Origin of the sequence: Pseudomonas sp. KCJK9016 (assembly GCF_046231795.1) — a bacterium.
GTDB classification, from domain to species: domain Bacteria; phylum Pseudomonadota; class Gammaproteobacteria; order Pseudomonadales; family Pseudomonadaceae; genus Aquipseudomonas; species Aquipseudomonas bananamidigenes.
The window spans coordinates 189277-207302 of the sequence record NZ_JBJJMM010000006.1; the positions used below are offsets into that span (position 1 = coordinate 189277).

20 protein-coding genes are annotated in these 18026 nt (G+C 59.7%); 7 read left to right on the forward strand and 13 right to left on the reverse strand.

Translation table 11 applies throughout. The annotated features are described in order from the left end of the window. Positions 1–16: 16 nt before the first annotated feature. Both ACK6BI_RS08020 and ACK6BI_RS08025 read left to right on the forward strand, forming a co-directional pair. On the forward strand, positions 17–334 hold the full coding sequence (locus tag ACK6BI_RS08020) for a transcriptional regulator (protein ID WP_409316625.1): 318 nt from the start codon (positions 17–19) through the stop codon (positions 332–334). 66 nt (positions 335–400) lie between these two features. Further along, a complete protein-coding gene (locus tag ACK6BI_RS08025) occupies positions 401–1294 on the forward strand; it encodes a pseudouridine synthase (RefSeq protein WP_409316626.1) in 894 nt (297 codons plus the stop codon). A gap of 75 nt (positions 1295–1369) precedes the next feature. Here ACK6BI_RS08025 and ACK6BI_RS08030 read toward each other — a convergent pair whose 3' ends face one another. Next, on the reverse strand, positions 1370–1591 hold the full coding sequence (locus ACK6BI_RS08030) for a YgdI/YgdR family lipoprotein (protein WP_409316627.1): 222 nt from the start codon (positions 1589–1591) through the stop codon (positions 1370–1372). A gap of 75 nt (positions 1592–1666) precedes the next feature. Further along, complete coding sequence (mobA, locus tag ACK6BI_RS08035; protein ID WP_409316628.1) at positions 1667–2269, reverse strand: molybdenum cofactor guanylyltransferase MobA; 603 nt, start codon at positions 2267–2269, stop codon at positions 1667–1669. 81 nt (positions 2270–2350) lie between these two features. Between mobA and moaB the strand changes: the two genes are divergently transcribed. Then, positions 2351–2890: a molybdenum cofactor biosynthesis protein B gene (moaB, locus tag ACK6BI_RS08040; protein ID WP_409316629.1), complete on the forward strand. Its 540-nt coding sequence runs from the start codon at positions 2351–2353 to the stop codon at positions 2888–2890. Then, on the forward strand, positions 2874–4100 hold the full coding sequence (gene glp, locus ACK6BI_RS08045) for a gephyrin-like molybdotransferase Glp (RefSeq protein ID WP_409316630.1): 1227 nt from the start codon (positions 2874–2876) through the stop codon (positions 4098–4100). Before moaB ends, glp begins: the two co-directional genes overlap by 17 nt. 43 nt (positions 4101–4143) lie before the next feature. Here the strand turns inward: glp and ACK6BI_RS08050 are convergent, their stop codons facing one another. Continuing rightward, a complete protein-coding gene (locus ACK6BI_RS08050) occupies positions 4144–4452 on the reverse strand; it encodes a hypothetical protein (protein WP_409316686.1) in 309 nt (102 codons plus the stop codon). A 315-nt stretch (positions 4453–4767) separates the two neighbouring features. Here ACK6BI_RS08050 and yegS point away from each other — a divergent pair, with 315 nt between their 5' ends. Further along, entirely contained in the window at positions 4768–5685 is a 918-nt protein-coding gene (gene yegS / locus ACK6BI_RS08055; RefSeq protein WP_409316631.1) for a lipid kinase YegS, read from the forward strand. On the opposite strand, the gene ACK6BI_RS08060 is transcribed toward yegS, so the two are convergent. The 3 genes from ACK6BI_RS08060 to ACK6BI_RS08070 form a co-directional block, all read right to left on the reverse strand. Beyond that, positions 5669–6328: a response regulator gene (locus ACK6BI_RS08060; RefSeq protein ID WP_409316632.1), complete on the reverse strand. Its 660-nt coding sequence runs from the start codon at positions 6326–6328 to the stop codon at positions 5669–5671. The two genes, yegS and ACK6BI_RS08060, sit on opposite strands and share 17 nt — an antisense overlap. Continuing rightward, complete coding sequence (locus tag ACK6BI_RS08065; RefSeq protein ID WP_409316687.1) at positions 6325–7218, reverse strand: sensor histidine kinase; 894 nt, start codon at positions 7216–7218, stop codon at positions 6325–6327. The genes ACK6BI_RS08060 and ACK6BI_RS08065 overlap by 4 nt, the downstream gene beginning before the upstream one ends. 496 nt (positions 7219–7714) lie before the next feature. Then, a complete protein-coding gene (locus ACK6BI_RS08070) occupies positions 7715–8185 on the reverse strand; it encodes a hypothetical protein (RefSeq protein ID WP_409316633.1) in 471 nt (156 codons plus the stop codon). Positions 8186–8640: 455 nt separating this feature from the next. Between ACK6BI_RS08070 and ACK6BI_RS08075 the strand changes: the two genes are divergently transcribed. Then, positions 8641–9576, forward strand: coding sequence for a chemotaxis protein CheV (locus ACK6BI_RS08075; protein ID WP_065257060.1), 936 nt, complete (start codon positions 8641–8643; stop codon positions 9574–9576). Between the two features lie 91 nt (positions 9577–9667). Further along, complete coding sequence (locus tag ACK6BI_RS08080) at positions 9668–10474, forward strand: MOSC domain-containing protein (protein WP_409316634.1); 807 nt, start codon at positions 9668–9670, stop codon at positions 10472–10474. 71 nt (positions 10475–10545) lie between these two features. On the opposite strand, the gene ACK6BI_RS08085 is transcribed toward ACK6BI_RS08080, so the two are convergent. The 7 genes from ACK6BI_RS08085 to ACK6BI_RS08115 form a co-directional block, all read right to left on the reverse strand. Continuing rightward, positions 10546–10830 carry a pyrimidine/purine nucleoside phosphorylase gene (locus ACK6BI_RS08085; RefSeq protein WP_007940055.1) on the reverse strand — a complete coding sequence of 95 codons (285 nt, stop codon included), beginning with the start codon at positions 10828–10830 and terminating at the stop codon, positions 10546–10548. Positions 10831–10912: 82 nt separating this feature from the next. After that, positions 10913–11455 (reverse strand): exonuclease domain-containing protein, encoded by a 543-nt coding sequence (locus tag ACK6BI_RS08090; protein ID WP_409316635.1) that lies wholly within the window; start codon positions 11453–11455, stop codon positions 10913–10915. A 69-nt stretch (positions 11456–11524) separates the two neighbouring features. After that, positions 11525–13486: an acetyl/propionyl/methylcrotonyl-CoA carboxylase subunit alpha gene (locus tag ACK6BI_RS08095; RefSeq protein WP_409316636.1), complete on the reverse strand. Its 1962-nt coding sequence runs from the start codon at positions 13484–13486 to the stop codon at positions 11525–11527. Positions 13487–13554: 68 nt separating this feature from the next. Beyond that, a complete protein-coding gene (locus ACK6BI_RS08100; RefSeq protein WP_409316637.1) occupies positions 13555–14352 on the reverse strand; it encodes an enoyl-CoA hydratase/isomerase family protein in 798 nt (265 codons plus the stop codon). After that, positions 14349–15506, reverse strand: a complete 1158-nt coding sequence (atuD, locus tag ACK6BI_RS08105) for a citronellyl-CoA dehydrogenase (protein WP_085710720.1) — start codon at positions 15504–15506, stop codon at positions 14349–14351. The genes ACK6BI_RS08100 and atuD overlap by 4 nt, the downstream gene beginning before the upstream one ends. 29 nt (positions 15507–15535) lie before the next feature. Beyond that, complete coding sequence (gene atuC / locus ACK6BI_RS08110) at positions 15536–17152, reverse strand: geranyl-CoA carboxylase subunit beta (protein WP_409316638.1); 1617 nt, start codon at positions 17150–17152, stop codon at positions 15536–15538. 3 nt (positions 17153–17155) lie between these two features. After that, positions 17156–18025, reverse strand: coding sequence for an SDR family oxidoreductase (locus tag ACK6BI_RS08115; protein ID WP_409316639.1), 870 nt, complete (start codon positions 18023–18025; stop codon positions 17156–17158). Between the last annotated feature and the right edge of the window lies 1 nt (position 18026).

The following is an 18026-nucleotide window of genomic DNA, read 5'->3' on the forward strand; positions in this document are numbered from 1 at the left end:
GTCGGAGGGATGAATCGTGGTCAATGTCGAACAATTGAAAAGCAGTGTGAACCGGATGTCGGTGGATGTGATTGGCGAGGCCGTCCGCGAGTTGCGTCTGGATGGTCTGGTCACGGAAGGCAAGACGCCGTTCAACAAGCTGCATTTCAATACCTGTTTTGCCGAGATCGAAGCCTTGTTCCAGCGTGCCGGCTATCACAAGCAACTGGATGTGGTGGGCTATCAGGGATTGTTGTATGCCTTGTATGACCCGGGGCGCTGGGAGGCAGTCGAGGTCTTGCGCTGGCTGAAGGAGTTCACCGAAGCAGCCGCCATCAAGTCGATACCGGCCTGAATCCGCTAGGCCCATAGTGTCCTGTGCCGGATAATGCCGCTCTGTTTCGAGGTCCGAGTTTTCCGTATGTCCAACCCATCAATGTTTTCCGCCGCACAGAGTCAGGCCAGCACGCTTTATCTGCCCCCCGGTGACTGGCGGACAGTGTTCGACTGCCTCTGCGATCATTTCAGTGCCATCGGGCGCGAGCAATGGCGCGACAGGATTGCCCGGGGACGAGTGCTGGACGGCCAGGGTCGACCGATCACGCCGGAGATGCCGTACAAGGAAGGCTTGCGTATACACTACTTTCGCGAAGTGCCGGACGAAAAGCCGATTCCGGTGGTCGAGTCGATTCTCTACGCGGACGAGCATCTGGTGGTGGCGGACAAACCGCACTTCCTCCCGGTGACCCCGGCCGGTGAGTATGTCGAGCAGACGTTGCTGCGCCGGTTGATTCGCCGCCTGGACAATCCGCATCTGGTGCCGCTGCACCGAATTGACCGGCACACGGCCGGCCTGGTGATTTTCTCGGCCAACCCGCAGACTCGTTCGGCGTATCAGTCGCTGTTTCCGACGAGGCAAATCGAAAAACGCTACGAAGCCATCGCTCCCGCGCTCCCCGGGATGGACTTTCCGATGGTGCACAAAAGCCGGATGGTCGATGGCGAGCCTTTTTTTCGCATGCAGGAAGTTTCGGGCGTCAGCAATACCGAAACGGCAGTGGAGGTCAGGGAGCGGAACGGCGAATTCTGGCGTTATGCTCTGTATCCCGTGACCGGCAAGAAGCATCAGTTGCGAGTGCACATGACGGCGCTGGGCGCGAGCATTTGCAATGATCCGTTCTATCCCGAGGTACTCAGGGACGTGGAGGATGATTACGCCAAACCGCTCAAGCTTCTGGCGCAGGGGTTGCGGTTCATCGATCCGGTCACGGGGCAGACACGGGAGTTTGAAAGCCGGATTACACTGGACTGGTGATCACAGGCGTCTGCCACTGTCCACCGCCCATGAAAAAGCCCGCATTTGCGGGCTTTTTCGTATATCGGGGATCGCTTACAGCTCTTTGACGGTGCGAACCTGATCCTTGTTGATGCGAGTGTGCTTGCCGTCCAATTGTTCGAATTCGTAGAAGCCGGAATCCTTGTCGAATTTAGGCGAGTCGACGGCCTGGATTTCGCGACCGTCATTCAAGGTGATCACCGTTGGCGAAGCGCAACCAGCGAGGGTGGCCAGGCCCAGTGCAAGCATGAAAGTGGCGATAGTCCGTTGAGTCATGTGTCTGTCTCCGAAGGGAAATTTGGTTACTGAAGCTGTAGACGTATACAAGGCGCGAGAGTTCCTTGAATGCGATCAGTCTGACACAGTGTCATGGGAGCTTAACAGTTCCGGGGTGTTGAGATTGGCCAGCCTCGGGTCGTTATCCGGGCAGATCAGTGCCTTCGCGCCGAGGCTGCGCATGAGTCGCCCGGGGCTCCGTTCTCCTTGGTGCCAGGCGTCTTCGAACGCTGGCAGGAGTGCCACGGGAATTACACACAGCAGAGGTTCCCAGTGCTCATCATGACGCAGCATCAAAGGGTTTTCAGGATTCAGGCTGGCGGTCTCGCGCATTGCCTGCAGCAAGGGAAAGTCGATTCGCGGTACGTCACAAGGCAGGACCAGCAAGTGGGTATGGCGGGCGGCGCGCAAACCTGCGCGAATACCGGCCAGCGGTCCCGGAAAGTCCTCCACATCATCACTGACCAATTGATCCGCAAAGCATCCATAACGCTCATGATTGCGGTTGCAGGAAATGATCAGATCGTCCGTCAAGGGGCGAACTTTTCGCTGCAGATGAGCGATCAGTGGTTCGCCCTGCCATTCCACGAGTCCCTTGTCCTGTCCGCCCATGCGCTGACCGCGTCCGCCGGCCAGCAGGAGCACGGAACAGGGTGGCAATGGCGTATTCGAAATCATGGAGACTCTCCGCAGGTTCGGCGAAAAAATGGAGTGCTGTGATATAACACCGGGCTGTTTCCCCTACAACTGGACGAGCCGATGAAAGCCAAGGCTGATGTACCTTTCGTACCGCTCAATATTGCGGTACTCACAGTCAGTGATACCCGTACTCTGGAAACCGATACTTCCGGCCAGGTCTTCGTCGATCGTTTGACCGCCGCCGGTCATTACCTGGCAGAGCGGGTATTGCTCAAAGACGATCTGTACAAGATCCGTGCGCAAGTCGCCCACTGGATTGCCGAGAATGTCGTGCAGGTGGTGCTGATCACCGGGGGAACCGGCTTCACCGGTCGCGACAGTACGCCGGAAGCCGTTGCTTGTCTGCTCGACAAACAGGTCGATGGTTTTGGCGAGTTGTTCCGGCAGATCTCGGTGGCCGATATCGGCACCTCCACTGTGCAATCCCGTGCTCTGGCCGGTCTGGCCAACGGTACGCTGGTTTGTTGCCTGCCAGGTTCGACCAACGCAGTGCGCACCGGGTGGGACGGGATTTTGGCCGAGCAACTGGATTCACGGCACCGTCCGTGCAATTTCGTCCCTCATCTGAAACAGGCGGCACCCTGTGAATCCCGTGGGTAAGCCGGGCAAGACCGGCAACCTGATGCCTGTAGAGGTTGCACTGGCGCGGCTGCTCGAAATGGCTGATGCCTCAAGGATTGCCGAGTGTGAATATTTGCCGCTGTCGCAGGTCGAGGGACGGGTGCTGGGACAGGATCTGATCTCGACACTTGATCTGCCGCCATGGCCCAACAGCGCGATGGATGGTTATGCCTTGAAACTGGCCGACTGGACCGGCGAGCCAATGCCGGTCAGTCAGAAAGTCTTTGCCGGTCAGTCGCCTGAGCCGTTGCTGTCAGGCACCTGCGCGCGGATCTTCACAGGCGCACCGGTGCCGCCGGGTGCGGATTGTGTCGAGATGCAGGAAAACGCCGTGATCGAGGCCGATGAGCGGGTACGGTTCATCGAAACAATGAGTGCCGGGCAGAACATACGCCCGCAAGGCCAGGAAACGACTGCGGGCGAATTGATCCTGCCCGCCGGAACCCGACTGGGTCCGATCGAACTAGGTCTGGCCGCTTCCCTGGGGTGTGCCGGACTTGATGTAGTGCGAAAGGTGCGCGTGGCGGTACTGTCCAGCGGCGATGAACTGGTCGAACCGGGTACGGCGCTGGGACCTGGACAGATATACAACAGCAACCGGGTGGTGCTGTGCAGTTGGCTGCGGCGTATGGGGTGTGAGGTGCTCGACGGCGGCATCCTGCCGGACGATCTGGCCACAACTCGCGCGCGCCTTGGGGCGTTCAAAGAGGCCGACCTGATTCTGTCCACCGGTGGTGTGTCGGTCGGAGAGGCGGATTTTCTTGGCGTCGCGCTGAGGGAAGAGGGTGAGCTGACGCTTTGGAAACTGGCAATAAAGCCCGGCAAACCTTTGACTGTTGGTCATTTTCGCAACGTTCCGGTCATCGGCCTGCCTGGTAATCCGGCATCCACTCTTGTGACTTTCGCCTTGCTGACCAAACCGTATCTGCTACGCCGCCAGGGGGTTCAGAATGTCGAGCCGTTGAAGTTTCCGGTTCCGGCAGGATTTGTCTGGCCCCATGCCGGCAATCGGCGCGAGTTTCTGCGGGGGCGCCTGGAGCAGGGACAAGCGATGATTTACCGTAATCAGAGTTCCGGTGTCCTGCGTAGCGCTGCGTGGGCCGATGGATTGGTTGAGGTCCAGGAAGGGCGCACGCTGGGGCAGGGAGAGAGCGTGCCCTTTATTCCGCTGAGCGATCTGCTCGGCTGAACCCTGAACTGCAGGCCCGGGCGAGGGCCTGCAACTCAGACGGTCAACGGCTGATCAGTGCAACCATCTGGTCGAAACGGCTGTTGGCTATCCAGCCAAGCAGCGTAATGACCACTGCTGTAGCGCCAGCGGCGTAGGCGAGCCGGTATTTGATGGCTTTGACGTCCCCTCTGACTTCATCCATGTCACGACGGATGTATTTGAGGTGAGTTTCGAGCTCGGTGAAACGGGGTTCCATGATGGTTTCTCCGTTGCTGTTGGCGTTGCCTTTGATTTCAGTTTCAGGGCTGGTTCGAGCATCGGAGAAAGAGGCGACCGGACTCACTGACATTATTGCTTCATTTTTGCGCATTGAACCGCCCGCCTGCCGTCCCTGTTTTTCTCCGGCAAAAAATGCCGTTCGAATGATCGAAATTCCCGGTGAAGTATTCACGCATTACCTGCACATCCCTGTGTATTCGGGTGAAAGATTAATGTTGCCGAGATACGGTGTACCAATGACAAGGACAGGTCAATTGAGCCGATTCCTTTCATCTCGTACGAAAAAATACCGGCCTGCAGGAAGAACAGGTCGGATCCCGGCAATTGCTTGAAACTGCGACGGCTCTTTTCTGTACCTTGAGGGTCAAGATGTCCCGAACAGATTCATTTCCGGGAGTGACCAAAAATGGAAAAGCACAAGGCGTGGCTGATTCTGCATGGCAAGCAAGCACTCAACGATTCAGTTCGTGCGGCTGTTGAATACAAGCGCAGCCAGGGTTGGGATATCGCGGTGCGTCTTACCTGGGAGGACGGTGACGCCCGGCGCCTGGTGAAGGAAGCCCTGTCTGCAGGGTTCAGTCACATCATTGCCGGCGGCGGCGACGGTACGTTGCGGGACATCGCCGAAGCCTTGGCGTCTGATCCCGGCAAGGCCAGTCTGGTGTTGCTGCCGTTGGGTACTGCCAACGATTTTTCCCGCGCTGCCGGCATTCCTCTGGAGCCTGTCGAGGCGCTCGAGCTGCTCGATACGCCTGCGCATGACATTGATCTGGGGGAGGTGGGCGGACAGATATTCCTGAACATGGCCACCGGTGGATTCGGCAGTCAAGTCACCGCCAATACCTCGGAGGACTTGAAAAAGGTCCTCGGAGGGGCTGCCTATCTGTTCACCGGTCTGTCCCGGTTCAGTGAGTTGCATGCCGCGTATGGCGAATTGCAGGGCCCGGGTTTCCATTGGAGTGGTGAGCTGCTGGCACTGGGCATCGGCAATGGTCGCCAGGCGGGCGGAGGACACGTGCTGTGTCCGGAGGCACAGGTTGATGATGGCCTGCTGGATATCAGTATCCTGCCGGCTCCTCAGGAGTTGGTTGGCACCTTGAAAACCTTGCTAAGCGATGGTTTCGGCCTCGACAACATGTTCGTGCGCACGCGATTGCCGTGGGTTGAAATCAAGGTGGCCGAAGGACTGTGCATCAATCTTGACGGAGAGCCACTGGAAGGGGAGAGCCTGCGGTTCTCGGCGCGCCCGGCGGCATTGCGCGTGCATCTGCCACAGGATTCGCCTCTGCTGGGCAACCCCCGACCTGTCAGTCGTCAAGACTGATGATCTGTTCCCGCACGGCAAACAGCACCAGACCCGCCACGTCGTAGATCTGCAGGCGTTTCATGATCTGCGAGCGGTGGGTTTCCACGGTCTTGATACTCAGACCCAGGCCGTTGGCGATCTCGCGTGTGGACTTGCCACGCACGATCAGGCGCAGGATTTCCAGTTGGCGCGCCGTCAGATTGTGAGAGTCGGCGACTTCCGGTTGCTGTTTCTGGTTGCGGGTCAATGCCTGGTTGATCACCGTGTGAGCGATGGCAGGGCTCAAGTAACGTTCGTTATTGCGCAGGGCTTCCAGGGCGTGTTCCAGCTCGGTGGCGGTGGTGTCTTTGAGCAGGTAACCATGGGCCCCGGACTCCAGCGCCTGCATGATCAGCGCCGGGTCTGTGTGCATCGACAGAATCAGAACCTTGCTGTGCGGACGAATCCGTTTGAGCCGTTGCAAGGCTTCCAGGCCGCCGGTTTCCTTCATGGAGATATCCAGCAAGACGATATCGGGGTTCAGCTGCTCGACCATTTCAAGCAGTTGCGAGCCGTCATTGGCCTCGCCGATTACCGCATAGCCCGGAATATCCAGCACCAGAGCGCGCACGCCGGCCCTGATCAGCGAGTGGTCATCCACCAGAAGTAAGTTACAAGTCAACGCATAACCTTATTCGTACTGGCCCGCTCGAGTGCCCGGGGCGCCCACGGGAATAGTGCTTCGATTTGAGTGCCGTTGCCCGGCTCGCTCCTCACGCTCAGGGTGCCCCCCAACTGCTCGATCCTTTCGGCCATTCCGGCCATGCCGCGTTGTCCTTCGCGGCCGGGATTGGCAGCCGGGGCGAAGCCCAGGCCGTCATCGCTGATCAGCAAGGTCAACCCTTGTGGAAGACGCTGCAGGCGGATCAGCAGATTTTTGGCCTGCGCATGACGCAGGATATTGGTCACGGCTTCCTGAGTAATCCGAAAGGCCGCGACCGCCATTTCTTCGGGGATGCCGTTCAGACGTTGCTGGCAGTCGAGACTCCAGTGAACCGGCGTATTGGCCAGCGTCTTGAGCAAGTGCGCGCGCAGGCTGGCTTCGAGGCCGAGGCTGGTCAACTGCCGCGGATTGAGAATGGCCGAAACGTCACGGACTTTATTGAGTGTTTCCTCAAGGGTGTCGCAGAGCGCCGAGCACTGTTCCTGCAGATCTTCCGGCAGGCGTCGTTTGAGCCATTCGCTTTGCAACTTGGCGGCGGTCAGTAGTTGCCCGATATCGTCATGCAGTTCGCGGCTCAGACGATGACGTTCGTTCTCCTGGACTTCAAGCAATCGATCGGCCAGCTCCTGAGGCTTGAGCTTGATCGATTTGCGCGACAGGCGATGTTGTATCCAGACACAGCCGGCAGCTGCAATATTGATCAACAGCAGACCCAGCGAAACCGGGGCCGACAGACCATAAGTCAAAAGGCTGCCCGTCGCCGCTCCAATGCACAGCAAGAGAGTGAAACGGCGCGCGTTTTCTCTGGAGGGAGGCCATGTGGTGATTGACTTGAGGCTGGCGTACATAGCGGATGGAGCCAATGGATGTTCGCTGCGGGCAGACCGGTCAGTGTGATTGTCGGTCTCTGTCTGAAAATAATGTGGTTCAGGCTGCTGTTTTCAACAAGGTTCAGTGATCGATAAATGACTGCCAACTTTTGCTGCAGGTCGCTCATTGAAGTCACTGTGCCATTAACTGAAAGCAACTAACGGGCGGCATAATACCACTTAACATACCGTTGGTCGCGTTCGCCCTATATGTCCGAAGAGTCAGGATATACGCCACGTTGGACGCGAGTTCCATAATGGAAAAGTTGATTTACCGGATTTGATAATTACCGCTGCGGCCCGAACATTCATTTTTCACAAACACACAGGTAAACCCTGACATCCGTGGCAGTCAGGTTGCATTCTTGGAACGTTATTAATTGTTCGCAGGTGTCGCTGGCAGGCATGAGTTAATCAATTGCGACATTCGATGGTTCAAACTAACGGTGTTGCATCGGGTTCGGAATGCGCCCGCTCAGGCCTGTCGCTCCGAGTAGGATACGAGGGATAGGGTTTTACTTTGGAGCGGTGGCTGAAACTGGCTCTGTCCGACCTGAAAGGCGAATGCTTCGATGAGGGACGTCTGTTCGCTTTCGTCCAGACTCAACTGGCCGGTGCTCTGGTCAACCAGTTCAAGCTGCCAGGCCATCAAGGTGAAACAGTCCTTCAGAGCCTCCAGCGCCTGAGCATGCAGGTCGACGCCGTCCTGGGTCCGGCTGAGCAACCCGTGCAGGTGACGGGAGAACTCCGAGACCGCACCCAGTGCCAGGGCGTCGGCTCTGTTCGCCAGTTTGAGCAGTGTGCTGAGCATGCAATCGATGGCGTCCCGGTCATTGCTGATCAACTGCAAGTGACTCAGGCACTCTTCGGACTTGGCCAGGAGCGTTTCAGCCTCGACGAGGAATTCGGGGAATCGCTGTGCCCACTCTTTGCGGTCGTTTGGCATGCTTATCTCCACAACGTCATGTCTGATGAGCGAATGTCGTGTGTGTCGACGATCATGAACCGTCGTGAGATCGCGCCCTGCTGTGCCGAGGCGTGTGCCGGGGGTTTCGAGAGGGTGGGTTTCCACTGACCTGCGATCACACACAAAAGCCTGACTCCGTTCATGCAATGAGAATGGCGTCACATTAATGGCTATTGGATATTGCGAACATCAGGTTAGGCCTGATTGTTACTAGGGGAATCCCTTAGGCACGGGAACCTACGGTGCAAACCGAGGTCGCGCCGCAGAGAAGATAGCAGATGAAATCACGGGGCCAGTAAAGCATGATGTTAATGTGACATCAATGCTTTCTCATGGCATTTTGTAGGTGATTTGCAGGCGGGATCAAGATTGGCCGTCATCAGCCGATAATCCCCTTTAATGAATTCACCAGTACAAGCCCCAGGAGTCATTTGATGGCCGGCATTCTCGATACGGTAGACCAACGCACGCAACTGGTGGGTGAGAATCGCCTGGAAATTCTCATGTTTCGACTCGCCGGGCGCCAGTTGTTCGCGATCAACGTGTTCAAGGTCCAGGAAGTTCTGCAACTGCCCAAGCTGACCCTTATGCCCCAGCGTCATCCGTTTGTCTGCGGTGTGGTCAACCTGCGCGGCCAGACCCTGCCGGTGATCGACCTGTCTCAGGCGATCGGCATGCGCCCGCTGGTGCCGGGTCCTGACAGCACGATCATCGTCACCGAGTACAACCGCTCGGTGCAGGCGTTCCTTGTCGGTGGCGTGGATCGTATCGTCAACATGAACTGGGAGGCCATCCTGCCGCCTCCGAGCAGCGCAGGCCGCCAACATTACCTGACCGCCATCAGCAAGGTCGATGATCAACTGGTGGAAATCATCGACGTCGAGAAAGTGCTCGCCGAAATCGTTCCCTACAACGCCAAAGTGTCCCGCGACAAGCTCGAGGACCCGGTTCTGGAGCGGGCCCGCGGTCGTGAAGTGTTGCTGGTGGACGACTCCAATGTGGCGCTGTCGCAGTTGCGCGATACCCTCGGCCAGTTGGGTGTGAAAATGCACATTGCCAGTGACGGTCTGAAAGCCTTGAACATGCTCAAGGCATGGGCCGATACCGGGGTGAGCATGACCGACAAGCTGTTGATGGTCTTCACCGATGCGGAAATGCCGGAAATGGACGGTTATCGCCTGACCACCGAAATCCGTAATGATCCGCGCCTGCGGGGTCTGTACGTCGTGCTGCATACTTCGTTGTCCGGCAGCTTCAACGATTCGATGGTCAAGAAGGTCGGCTGCGATAATTTCCTCTCCAAGTTCCAGCCGGACAAATTGGTCGACGTAGTGCGCCAGCGTCTGATGCTCGACGGAGTGCCTGCCTGACGCTCCGGTTGCAGGCTGACCCTGCGGCAGCCTTTGATTCGATGAGAAAGCTCGTATAGGGTGGCATTTTTCCGCCACCAGGGAGCTGGCCATGCTGCGTCTGAGCGCGCTTTATCGTTACCCGTTGAAATCCGCCAGGGCCGAGGTTCTGCAAGGGATCGGCCTGGACAAACTGGGGCTTGAAGGCGACCGCCGCTGGATGCTGGTGGACGAGGCCAGCGGGCGATTCCTGACCCAGCGCGCCGAAGCGAAGATGAGCCAGTTGTCGGCGCTGTGGAATGCCGCTGGTGGCCTGACCCTCGATGCGCCGGGGCATTCGGCGATCGATATCGCCTTGCCTGGCAGCGACGCTGAACTGCGCGGCGTGACCATCTGGCGCGATACCCTGCGGGTGCCCGATGCCGGTGATGAAGCTGCGGCGTGGGTCACTCGATTCATCGGCAAACCGACTCGTCTGGTACAGGTTCCGCTGGATCGCGCCCGGACGACTCAGGCCGGATACGGCAAGGATGACGACCAGGTGGCGTTTGCCGATGGCTTCCCGCTGCTGCTGATTGGCGAGGCGTCGTTGCAACACCTGTCGCAGGAAGTCGGACGTCCGTTGGAAATGCTGCGGTTCCGTCCGAATCTGGTGATCGAAGGCAGCGAGGCGTACGCCGAGGATGGCTGGAAGCGCATCCGCATTGGTGATGTCGAGTTCCGCGTGGTCAAGTCGTGTTCTCGTTGCATTCTCACCACCATCGATCCGCAGACCGGCGAGCGCAGCGCCGACCGCGAGCCTCTGGCGACCCTGCAGAAGACCCGCGCCCAGGCCGATGGCGCGATGTTCGGGCAGAACCTGGTCAATGACAGCAATGGCCGCCTCGAAGTCGGCATGCCGGTGGAAATCCTCGAATAACCTGCCCCGAAACGAAAAATGCCCGTGTCACTGGACACGGGCATTTTTCATTGCAGCAGGAAACCGGGATGTCAGCCGCGGTACTCGCACAGGTAAGCGGTGTCGACGGCCACTTTCAGCTGGAACTTGCTGTTGGCCGGCACGTTGAACTGGCTGCCGGCAGCGAAGGTTTCCCAGTCGCTGCTATCCGGCAGTTTGACGGTCAGCGCGCCGGATACCACATGCATGATTTCACGCTGGCTGGTGCCGAATTCGTATTCGCCCGGGGCCATGACGCCGATGGTCGCAGGGCCTTCAGCAGTGCCAAAGGCGATCGACTTGACGGTGCCGTCGAAGTACTCGTTGACTTTAAACATGGGCGATTCCTCTCGAAAAGGGCGTAAAAGGGTTAAAAAGGGCCGGCCAGTATGCACAAGGCTCACCGCGTCGTCACCTGCGCTAGAGCGGTAGCACCAGCGGCAATAATCGGGCGGTATTGCGTGCATCTTCCAGCGCACGATGTTGCTGTCCGCTGAACTGCATGCCCGCCAGTTGCAGGGCGCCATTGAGCCCCAAAGGCCGTTCGAGGCGCCTGGCCTTGGCAAAGCGCTGTTTGAGGTTCATGTGTGGAATATGGCTCAGCGCGCTGTCAAGTTGCAGGCGCTGCCATTCCTGAAGCAATTGCTTGCGGTCGTAGTCACCCCAGCTGGCCCAGCCTTCAAGGCGTGTCTGGTGCTGGCCGAGCCAGCGCTCGAACGTCGACCACACTTCGCTCAACGTCTGGGCGGCGTCGATATTGGCCTGGGTGATGTGGGTGAGTTCGCGACAGAACGGCGTCAGCAATGGCCGACGCGTCGGTTTGACGAAGCGCTGAAAGTGATCCTGCTCGCGACCGGTACGATCCACCAGAGTGGCGCCGATCTCGATGATCTCCATTTCCGTTACCGGCCAGCCACCTTCGTCGGTGGTGGCTTCCAGATCAATGACCAGCCAATGAGGCATCGCAGGGTTCCTGATTTCCGCGTCCTGATAGTCAGAGCGTAGTCAAACCTTACGGATACGTTCGGCGACTCACTCGACCTGCAACAGAACCTGACGATTTTTTACCTGATCGCCGACCTTGACCTGCACCCGCTTGAGTACACCGTCGATACCGGCCTTGAGCGGGTGCTCCATTTTCATCGCCTCCAGCACTACCAGCAACTGGCCTTTGCTGACCGGGCTGCCTTCGCTGACAAGCACGTCGATGATTGCGCCATCCATCGGGGCTTTCAAGGTGCCGGAGCCGACGCTGGTCTGACTGTCGATCACGGCATGAGTTCGATCCACAAAATGCAGGCTGCCGGGGCGGGTGAACAACCAGAGCCGGTCGTTGCGCAGACGATAGGTGTGGCGCTGACGCAGGCCTTCGATTTCCAGCGATATCGAGTGTTTGTCGTGTTCGACGAGCCTCAGTTCGAAGGCACGTTCAGCGACCTGAACCCTAACGATGCCATGGGCGGCTGGCTGCAGTTGCACGTTCCACGTCTGATCGTCGAGGCCCAAAAGATAGTGCAGCGGCGCGCCGGCATTGTTGCGCCAACCGGTCAGAGGTGCGCGATGCGGACCGGCGGCGGACTGATAGAACAGCAACGCCGCGATCGCCAGTTCTTCGGCACCCGGTGTGTGGGGATGCAGACATGGATGGTCGGAGAAATATTGCGGTATGAACCCGGTGCCGAATTCGCCGCTGATGAACTGTGGATGCTGCAACAGACTGCAGAGCAACCGCTGATTGCTCTGCACACCCAGCAGCACGCTGTCCTGCACGGCACACAACAGTTTGCGTCGGGCTTCCTCGCGGGTGGCGCCATGGGCGATCAGTTTGCCGAGCATCGGGTCGTAGAACGGCGTGATCGACTGACCTTCGAACAAGCCGTGATCAATCCGCGCACCGCGATTCAGCGCTGGCTCCCAGCTTTCGATCCGACCGGTCTGTGGCAGAAACTCCTGTGCCGGATCTTCGGCATAGAGGCGCACTTCCATGGCGTGGCCGTCGAGTTTCACCTGCGCCTGGGTCAGCGGCAGTGGCTGACCTTCGGCAACCAGAAGCTGCCACGCCACCAGATCCAGCCCGGTAATCAATTCGGTCACCGGGTGCTCCACTTGCAGCCGGGTATTCATCTCCAGAAAGAAGAACCGGCCGCGGGCATCGAGCAGAAACTCCACTGTGCCGGCGCCCACATAGTTCACCGCGCGCCCGGCCTTGAGCGCCGCTTCGCCCATCGCCTGTCGCAGCGTTTCGGTCATCACCGGGCACGGCGCTTCTTCAATGACCTTCTGATGGCGACGCTGGATCGAGCAATCCCGTTCGCCGAGGTAGATCAGGTTGCCGTGTCGGTCGCCGAACAACTGCACTTCGACGTGACGCGGTTCGATCAACGCCTGTTCAAGGATCAGTTCGTCGCTGCCGAATCCGTTCATCGCTTCGGACCGGGCGGTGCGCAGTTGCGCCGCCAGCTCTTCGGCGTGATGCACCAGACGCATGCCGCGTCCACCACCGCCGGCGCTGGCCTTGATCATCAATGGATAACCGATGCGTTCGGCTTCGCGGATCAGGGTGGCGTCATCCTGCTCGGCGCCTTGATAGCCGTCGATGCACGGCACGCCGGCGGCAAGCATGGCGATTTTCGATTGACGCTTGCTGCCCATCAGCTCGATGGCGTCGACGCCGGGGCCGATGAACGTCAGGCCGGCGTGTTCACAGGCCCGGGCGAATTCGGCGTTTTCCGAGAGGAATCCATACCCGGGATGGATCGCGTCTGCACCGCTGAGGCGGGCGGCGGCGAGGATGACCGGGATGTTCAGGTAGGACTGCTGCACCGGCGCCGGGCCGATGTGCACCGCTTGATCCGCCATTCGCACATGCAGCGCATCGGCGTCGGCGTCGCTGAATACCGCAACCGTGCGATAGCCGAGGGCCTGGGCGGTGCGCTGGATGCGGCAGGCGATTTCACCGCGGTTGGCGATCAGGATTTTATGGATGGCGGGCATGGTAGTTTTCCTGCGTGTCTGGCGGTGGATTGAAGGTCCTCATCGCGAGCGGGCTCGCTCCCACAAGGTCAGGTGCTCCATCCGGGTTTGCGCTTCTGCATGAACGCGATCGTGCCTTCGATCCCCTCGGCGCCGGTTACCGCTTCGCTGAACCGTTGCGCCGCTTCATCCAGCAGTCCGCTCGACGGCTGGCCAGCACTGGCCAGCAGCAGTTTTTTGGTGGCGGCGTTCGCTTCGGGGGCACAGCACAGAACATGTTGCAGCACGTCTTCCAGCCGTTCGGCCAGCACCTGTGGATCTTCTTCGACAAAATGCACAAGCCCCAGGCGCCGTGCCTGATGGCCATCGAAACGGGCGGCGGTCAGCGCCAGGCGGCGGGCTTCGGTGAGGCCGATGCGCTGCACCACAAAAGGTGCGATCTGCGCCGGCAACAGGCCGAGGCTGGTTTCCGGCAGACCGAATTGCGCCTGATGATCGGCCATCGCGATATCGCTGACGCACGCCAGCCCGAAACCGCCCCCGAGCACCGCGCCCTGCAGAACGGTAATCAGCACCTGAGGCGCGTGCTGCGCTTCTTCCAGTAATGAACCGAAGGCGCGGTTCAGCTCCCGATAGGCATCGCTGCCTTGGGCACGGGCATTGGCCATGTCCTTGATGTCGCCGCCGGCACAGAAATGCCCGCCGGCGCCACTGAGCACCAGGGCGCGCACACTGCGGTCATCGCGCACGGCGGTCAGCACCGCACGCAACTCGGCGACCATTTGCAGGCTCATGGCGTTGCGGCTTTCCGGGCGATTGAGGGTGATGTGCAGTACGCCGTTATGGGATTCGAGCAATAGCGTCCGGCAATCGGGCAGGGCCGTCATTTCTTTTTCCCCGGCAGGATGCCCATCAGTTTGCAGATGATCCCCAGCATGATTTCGTCGGCACCGCCGCCAATCGATACGAGGCGTACGTCGCGATAGGCGCGGGCCACCGGGTTGTCCCACATGAAACCCATGCCGCCCCAGTATTGCAGGCAACTGTCGCTGACTTCGCGGCCCAGGCGCCCGGCCTTGAGCTTGGCCATCGAGGCCAGCCGGGTGACGTCCTGGCCTTTGACGTATTGCTCGGTGGCTTGATAGACCAGCGCCCGCAGGCATTCGATTTCGGTCTGCAATTCGGCCAGGCGGAAGTGGATCACCTGATTGTCGATCAGCGCGTTGCCGAAGGTCTTGCGCTCCTTGCAGTACTCGATGGTGCTGTCGACGCAGTATTCCAGACCCTTGATCATGTTGGCCGCGCCAAACAGGCGTTCTTCCTGGAACTGCAGCATCTGCATCATGAACCCGGCGCCTTCGTGGCCGATGCGATTGCGCTGGGGGACGCGCACGTTGTCGAAAAACACCTGGGCGGTTTCCGAGCTGCGCATGCCGAGCTTGTCCAGGTGCGAACTGAGACTGATGCCCGGCGTGTTCATCGGCACCATGATCAGCGACTTGTTGACGTGCGGCTTGTCATCCGAGGTGTTGGCCAGCAGGCAGATGAAGTCGGCGCTCGGTGAGTTGGTGATCCACATCTTGCTGCCGTTGATCACATAGTCGTCGCCGTCCTTGCGCGCGGTGGTCTTGAGCCCGGCGACGTCGGAGCCGGCACCGACTTCCGACACGCCAATGCAGCCGACCTGCTCGCCGGTGATGGCCGGGCGCAGAAATTCGTCGCGCAGTTCATCGGAGCCGAAGCGGGCGAGGGCGGGCGTGCACATGTCGGTCTGCACGCCGATCGACATTGGAATGCCGCCGCAATGGATGGTGCCGAACTCTTCGGCGGCGACGATCGAATAGCTGTAATCGAGACCCATGCCGCCGAATTTTTCCGGTTTGGAAATCCCCAGCAAACCGAGGTCGCCGGCCTTACGGAAAATTTCGTGAATCGGAAAGCGACCGGCCTTTTCCCATTCATCGACATGGGGATTGATCTCGTGCTCGACGAACTGGCGGACGGTGCGACGCAGGGCTTCGTGTTCCGGGGTGAAGATCATTGTCATTGTTCTCCTTGAGTCCGTGGCAATCAGAACCGACTGACGCCGAAGCTGTTGGCTTGCAGCGTGCGAATGTCGGCTTCGTGACAGATATCCAGCAGGTAACCGAGCAGGGTGCGGGTGTCGCGGGGATCGATCAGCCCGTCGTCCCACAGGTTGGCGCTGCCGTAGAGAGCGGTGGACTGGCTGTCGAGTTTCTGTGCGGTGACCTGTTCCAGCATGTCGAGCATTTTCGGGTCGGGTTCCAGACCGTCCTTCAATTGCTTGGCTTCGGTGACGATCCGCAGCACCTTGCCGGCCTGGGCACCGCCCATCACCGCAGTGCGGCTGTTGGGCCAGGCGAAGATGAAGCGCGGATCGAGCCCACGCCCGCACATCGCATAGTTCCCCGCACCGTAGGAGCCGCCGACCACAATCGTGAGTTTCGGCACCCGTGCATTGGCGACGGCCTGGATCAGTTTCGAGCCGTGTTTGATCACGCCGTGCTGTTCCGATTCGGTGCCGACCATGAATCCGGTGGTGTTGTGGAAAAACAGCAACGGTGTCTGACTCTGGTCACACAATTGAATGAACTGCGCCGCCTTGCTCGCACCATTGGGCGTGATCGGGCCGTTGTTGCCGATGAAGCCGCAGGCGCGCCCCTGAATTTTCAGGTGGCCGCAAATGGTCTGCTGATCGAACTCACCCTTGAACTCCAGAAAGCGCGATTCGTCGGCGATTCGGGCAATGATTTCGCGTACGTCGTAGGGCCTTTTCGGGTCGTCCGGAATCAACCCCAACAGTTCGTCGATGGGGTACAGCGGTTCCTTGTATTGCGGTTCGGGCAGCCGCGGCAGAGGCGCGTTCCAGTTCAGCAGGCTGACGATCTCCCTGACCTGACGCACGCCATCGGCATCGTTCTCGGCCAGGTACTCGGCGGTGCCGGCGACCTGCGCGTGCATCTCGGCGCCGCCCAGTTCTTCGTCGGTGGCCACTTCGCCGGTCGCGGCTTTAAGCAGCGGGGGACCAGCGAGAAACAGCTTGGCCTTGCCGCGTACCACCACCACGTAATCCGACAGCCCCGGTTGATATGCTCCGCCGGCCGTGGCCGAGCCGTGCACCACGGTGATCTGCGGCAACCCCATCGCCGACATCCGCGCCTGATTGGCAAAGCTGCGCGCACCTTCGACGAATATCTCCGCCGCGTAGTTGAGGTTGGCGCCACCGCTTTCGGCGAGCGTGATGACCGGCAGTTTGTTTTCCTGGGCGATCTGTTGCAGGCGCAGAGATTTTTTCAGACCGGTCGGGGAGATCGTCCCGCCCTTGATCGCGCTGTTGTTTGCCACGATCAATGCACGCACGCCGGACACGTAACCGATGCCGGCGATCAAGCCGCCACCGGCTGAGCTGCCATCCTTGTCGTCGTGCAGTTTGTAACCGGCCAGGCTCGCCAGTTCGAGGAACGGTGCGCCCGGGTCAAGGAGCAGATTCAGGCGTTCACGGGGCAGCAATTGCCCGCGCTTGTCGAATTTCGGCTTGGCCTCGGCAGCCTTGTCAAGCAGGTTCTGTTCGAGTTGCCGGACTTGCTCGATGGCCGCGAGCATGGCTGAGCGGTTGCGGGCGAAGGCTTCGCTATGTGGATCGAGCTGGGATTGGATGACCGGCATGGCTTACTCCTTGTCCTTCAAGACGTCTGGTCTGTACGCCCGATGAAAGCCGTTGAAGGATTCGCTGTGGGTCGCCTTGTGCAGCGGCCACGCACGACTGCCCAGGCTGGCCGCGCCGTCGATGCGCAAGGTGCTGCCGCTGATGAACGCGGCGGCAGGGCTGAGCAGAAACACAATTGCTGCGCTGACCTCCGATTCGGTACCGATGCGCTTGAGCGGCACGTATTCGCGCAGGGTCGGGATCACGGCCTTGAACGCGCCTTCATAAGTGTCCATGCCGCTGGAAGCTATCCAGCCCGGCGCTACTGCATTCACCCGAACGCCGGCGTAACCCCATTCGAACGCCGCCGTTTTGGTGAAATTGTCCATGCCCGAACGGGCTGCCCCGGAATGGCCCATGCCGGGCATGCCGCCCCACATGTCGGCGAGCATATTGACGATGCTGCCGCCGTGTTTGCCCATCGACTGATTGAACACTTCCCGGGCCATCAGAAAACCACCGACCAGGTTGGTGCGCAGCACGGTTTCGAAGCCTTTCTGATTGATCGAGGCCAGGGGGGAGGGGTACTGGCCGCCGGCATTGTTGACCAGCCCATGGATCGGTCCGTGTTCGCGGATCAGTTCGCTGACCAAGGTCTTCACGGCTTCTTCGTCACGAATGTCGCAAGACTTCCAGTGCGCCCGGCCACGGTCCTCGGCAATTTCTGCGGCGACGGCTTGCAGCTTTTCCGGCTTGCGTCCGACCAATACAACATTGGCCCCGAGCGCCGCCAGTTCGTGGGCGGTGCAACGTCCGATGCCGCTGCCGCCTCCGGTGACGATCACCGTCTGGCCGCTGAACAGCCCGGCCTTGAAAATCGATTCGAATGCCATG

Bases quoted from the DNA above. Each gene is read 5' to 3' on its own strand.
- ACK6BI_RS08100 (WP_409316637.1), bottom strand. From the start codon at position 14,352: ATGACGGCCCTGCCCGATTGCCGGACGCTATTGCTCGAATCCCATAAC.
- ACK6BI_RS08085 (WP_007940055.1), bottom strand. From the start codon at position 10,830: ATGTTTAAAGTCAACGAGTACTTCGACGGCACCGTCAAGTCGATCGCC.
- moaB (WP_409316629.1), top strand. From the start codon at position 2,351: ATGAAAGCCAAGGCTGATGTACCTTTCGTACCGCTCAATATTGCGGTA.
- ACK6BI_RS08065 (WP_409316687.1), bottom strand. From the start codon at position 7,218: ATGTACGCCAGCCTCAAGTCAATCACCACATGGCCTCCCTCCAGAGAA.
- ACK6BI_RS08030 (WP_409316627.1), bottom strand. From the start codon at position 1,591: ATGACTCAACGGACTATCGCCACTTTCATGCTTGCACTGGGCCTGGCC.
- atuC (WP_409316638.1), bottom strand. From the start codon at position 17,152: ATGCCGGTCATCCAATCCCAGCTCGATCCACATAGCGAAGCCTTCGCC.
- ACK6BI_RS08025 (WP_409316626.1), top strand. From the start codon at position 401: ATGTCCAACCCATCAATGTTTTCCGCCGCACAGAGTCAGGCCAGCACG.
- mobA (WP_409316628.1), bottom strand. From the start codon at position 2,269: ATGATTTCGAATACGCCATTGCCACCCTGTTCCGTGCTCCTGCTGGCC.
- yegS (WP_409316631.1), top strand. From the start codon at position 4,768: ATGGAAAAGCACAAGGCGTGGCTGATTCTGCATGGCAAGCAAGCACTC.
- ACK6BI_RS08080 (WP_409316634.1), top strand. From the start codon at position 9,668: ATGCTGCGTCTGAGCGCGCTTTATCGTTACCCGTTGAAATCCGCCAGG.
- ACK6BI_RS08115 (WP_409316639.1), bottom strand. From the start codon at position 18,025: ATGGCATTCGAATCGATTTTCAAGGCCGGGCTGTTCAGCGGCCAGACG.
- ACK6BI_RS08070 (WP_409316633.1), bottom strand. From the start codon at position 8,185: ATGCCAAACGACCGCAAAGAGTGGGCACAGCGATTCCCCGAATTCCTC.
- ACK6BI_RS08090 (WP_409316635.1), bottom strand. From the start codon at position 11,455: ATGCCTCATTGGCTGGTCATTGATCTGGAAGCCACCACCGACGAAGGT.
- ACK6BI_RS08075 (WP_065257060.1), top strand. From the start codon at position 8,641: ATGGCCGGCATTCTCGATACGGTAGACCAACGCACGCAACTGGTGGGT.
- ACK6BI_RS08050 (WP_409316686.1), bottom strand. From the start codon at position 4,452: ATGCGCAAAAATGAAGCAATAATGTCAGTGAGTCCGGTCGCCTCTTTC.
- atuD (WP_085710720.1), bottom strand. From the start codon at position 15,506: ATGATCTTCACCCCGGAACACGAAGCCCTGCGTCGCACCGTCCGCCAG.
- ACK6BI_RS08095 (WP_409316636.1), bottom strand. From the start codon at position 13,486: ATGCCCGCCATCCATAAAATCCTGATCGCCAACCGCGGTGAAATCGCC.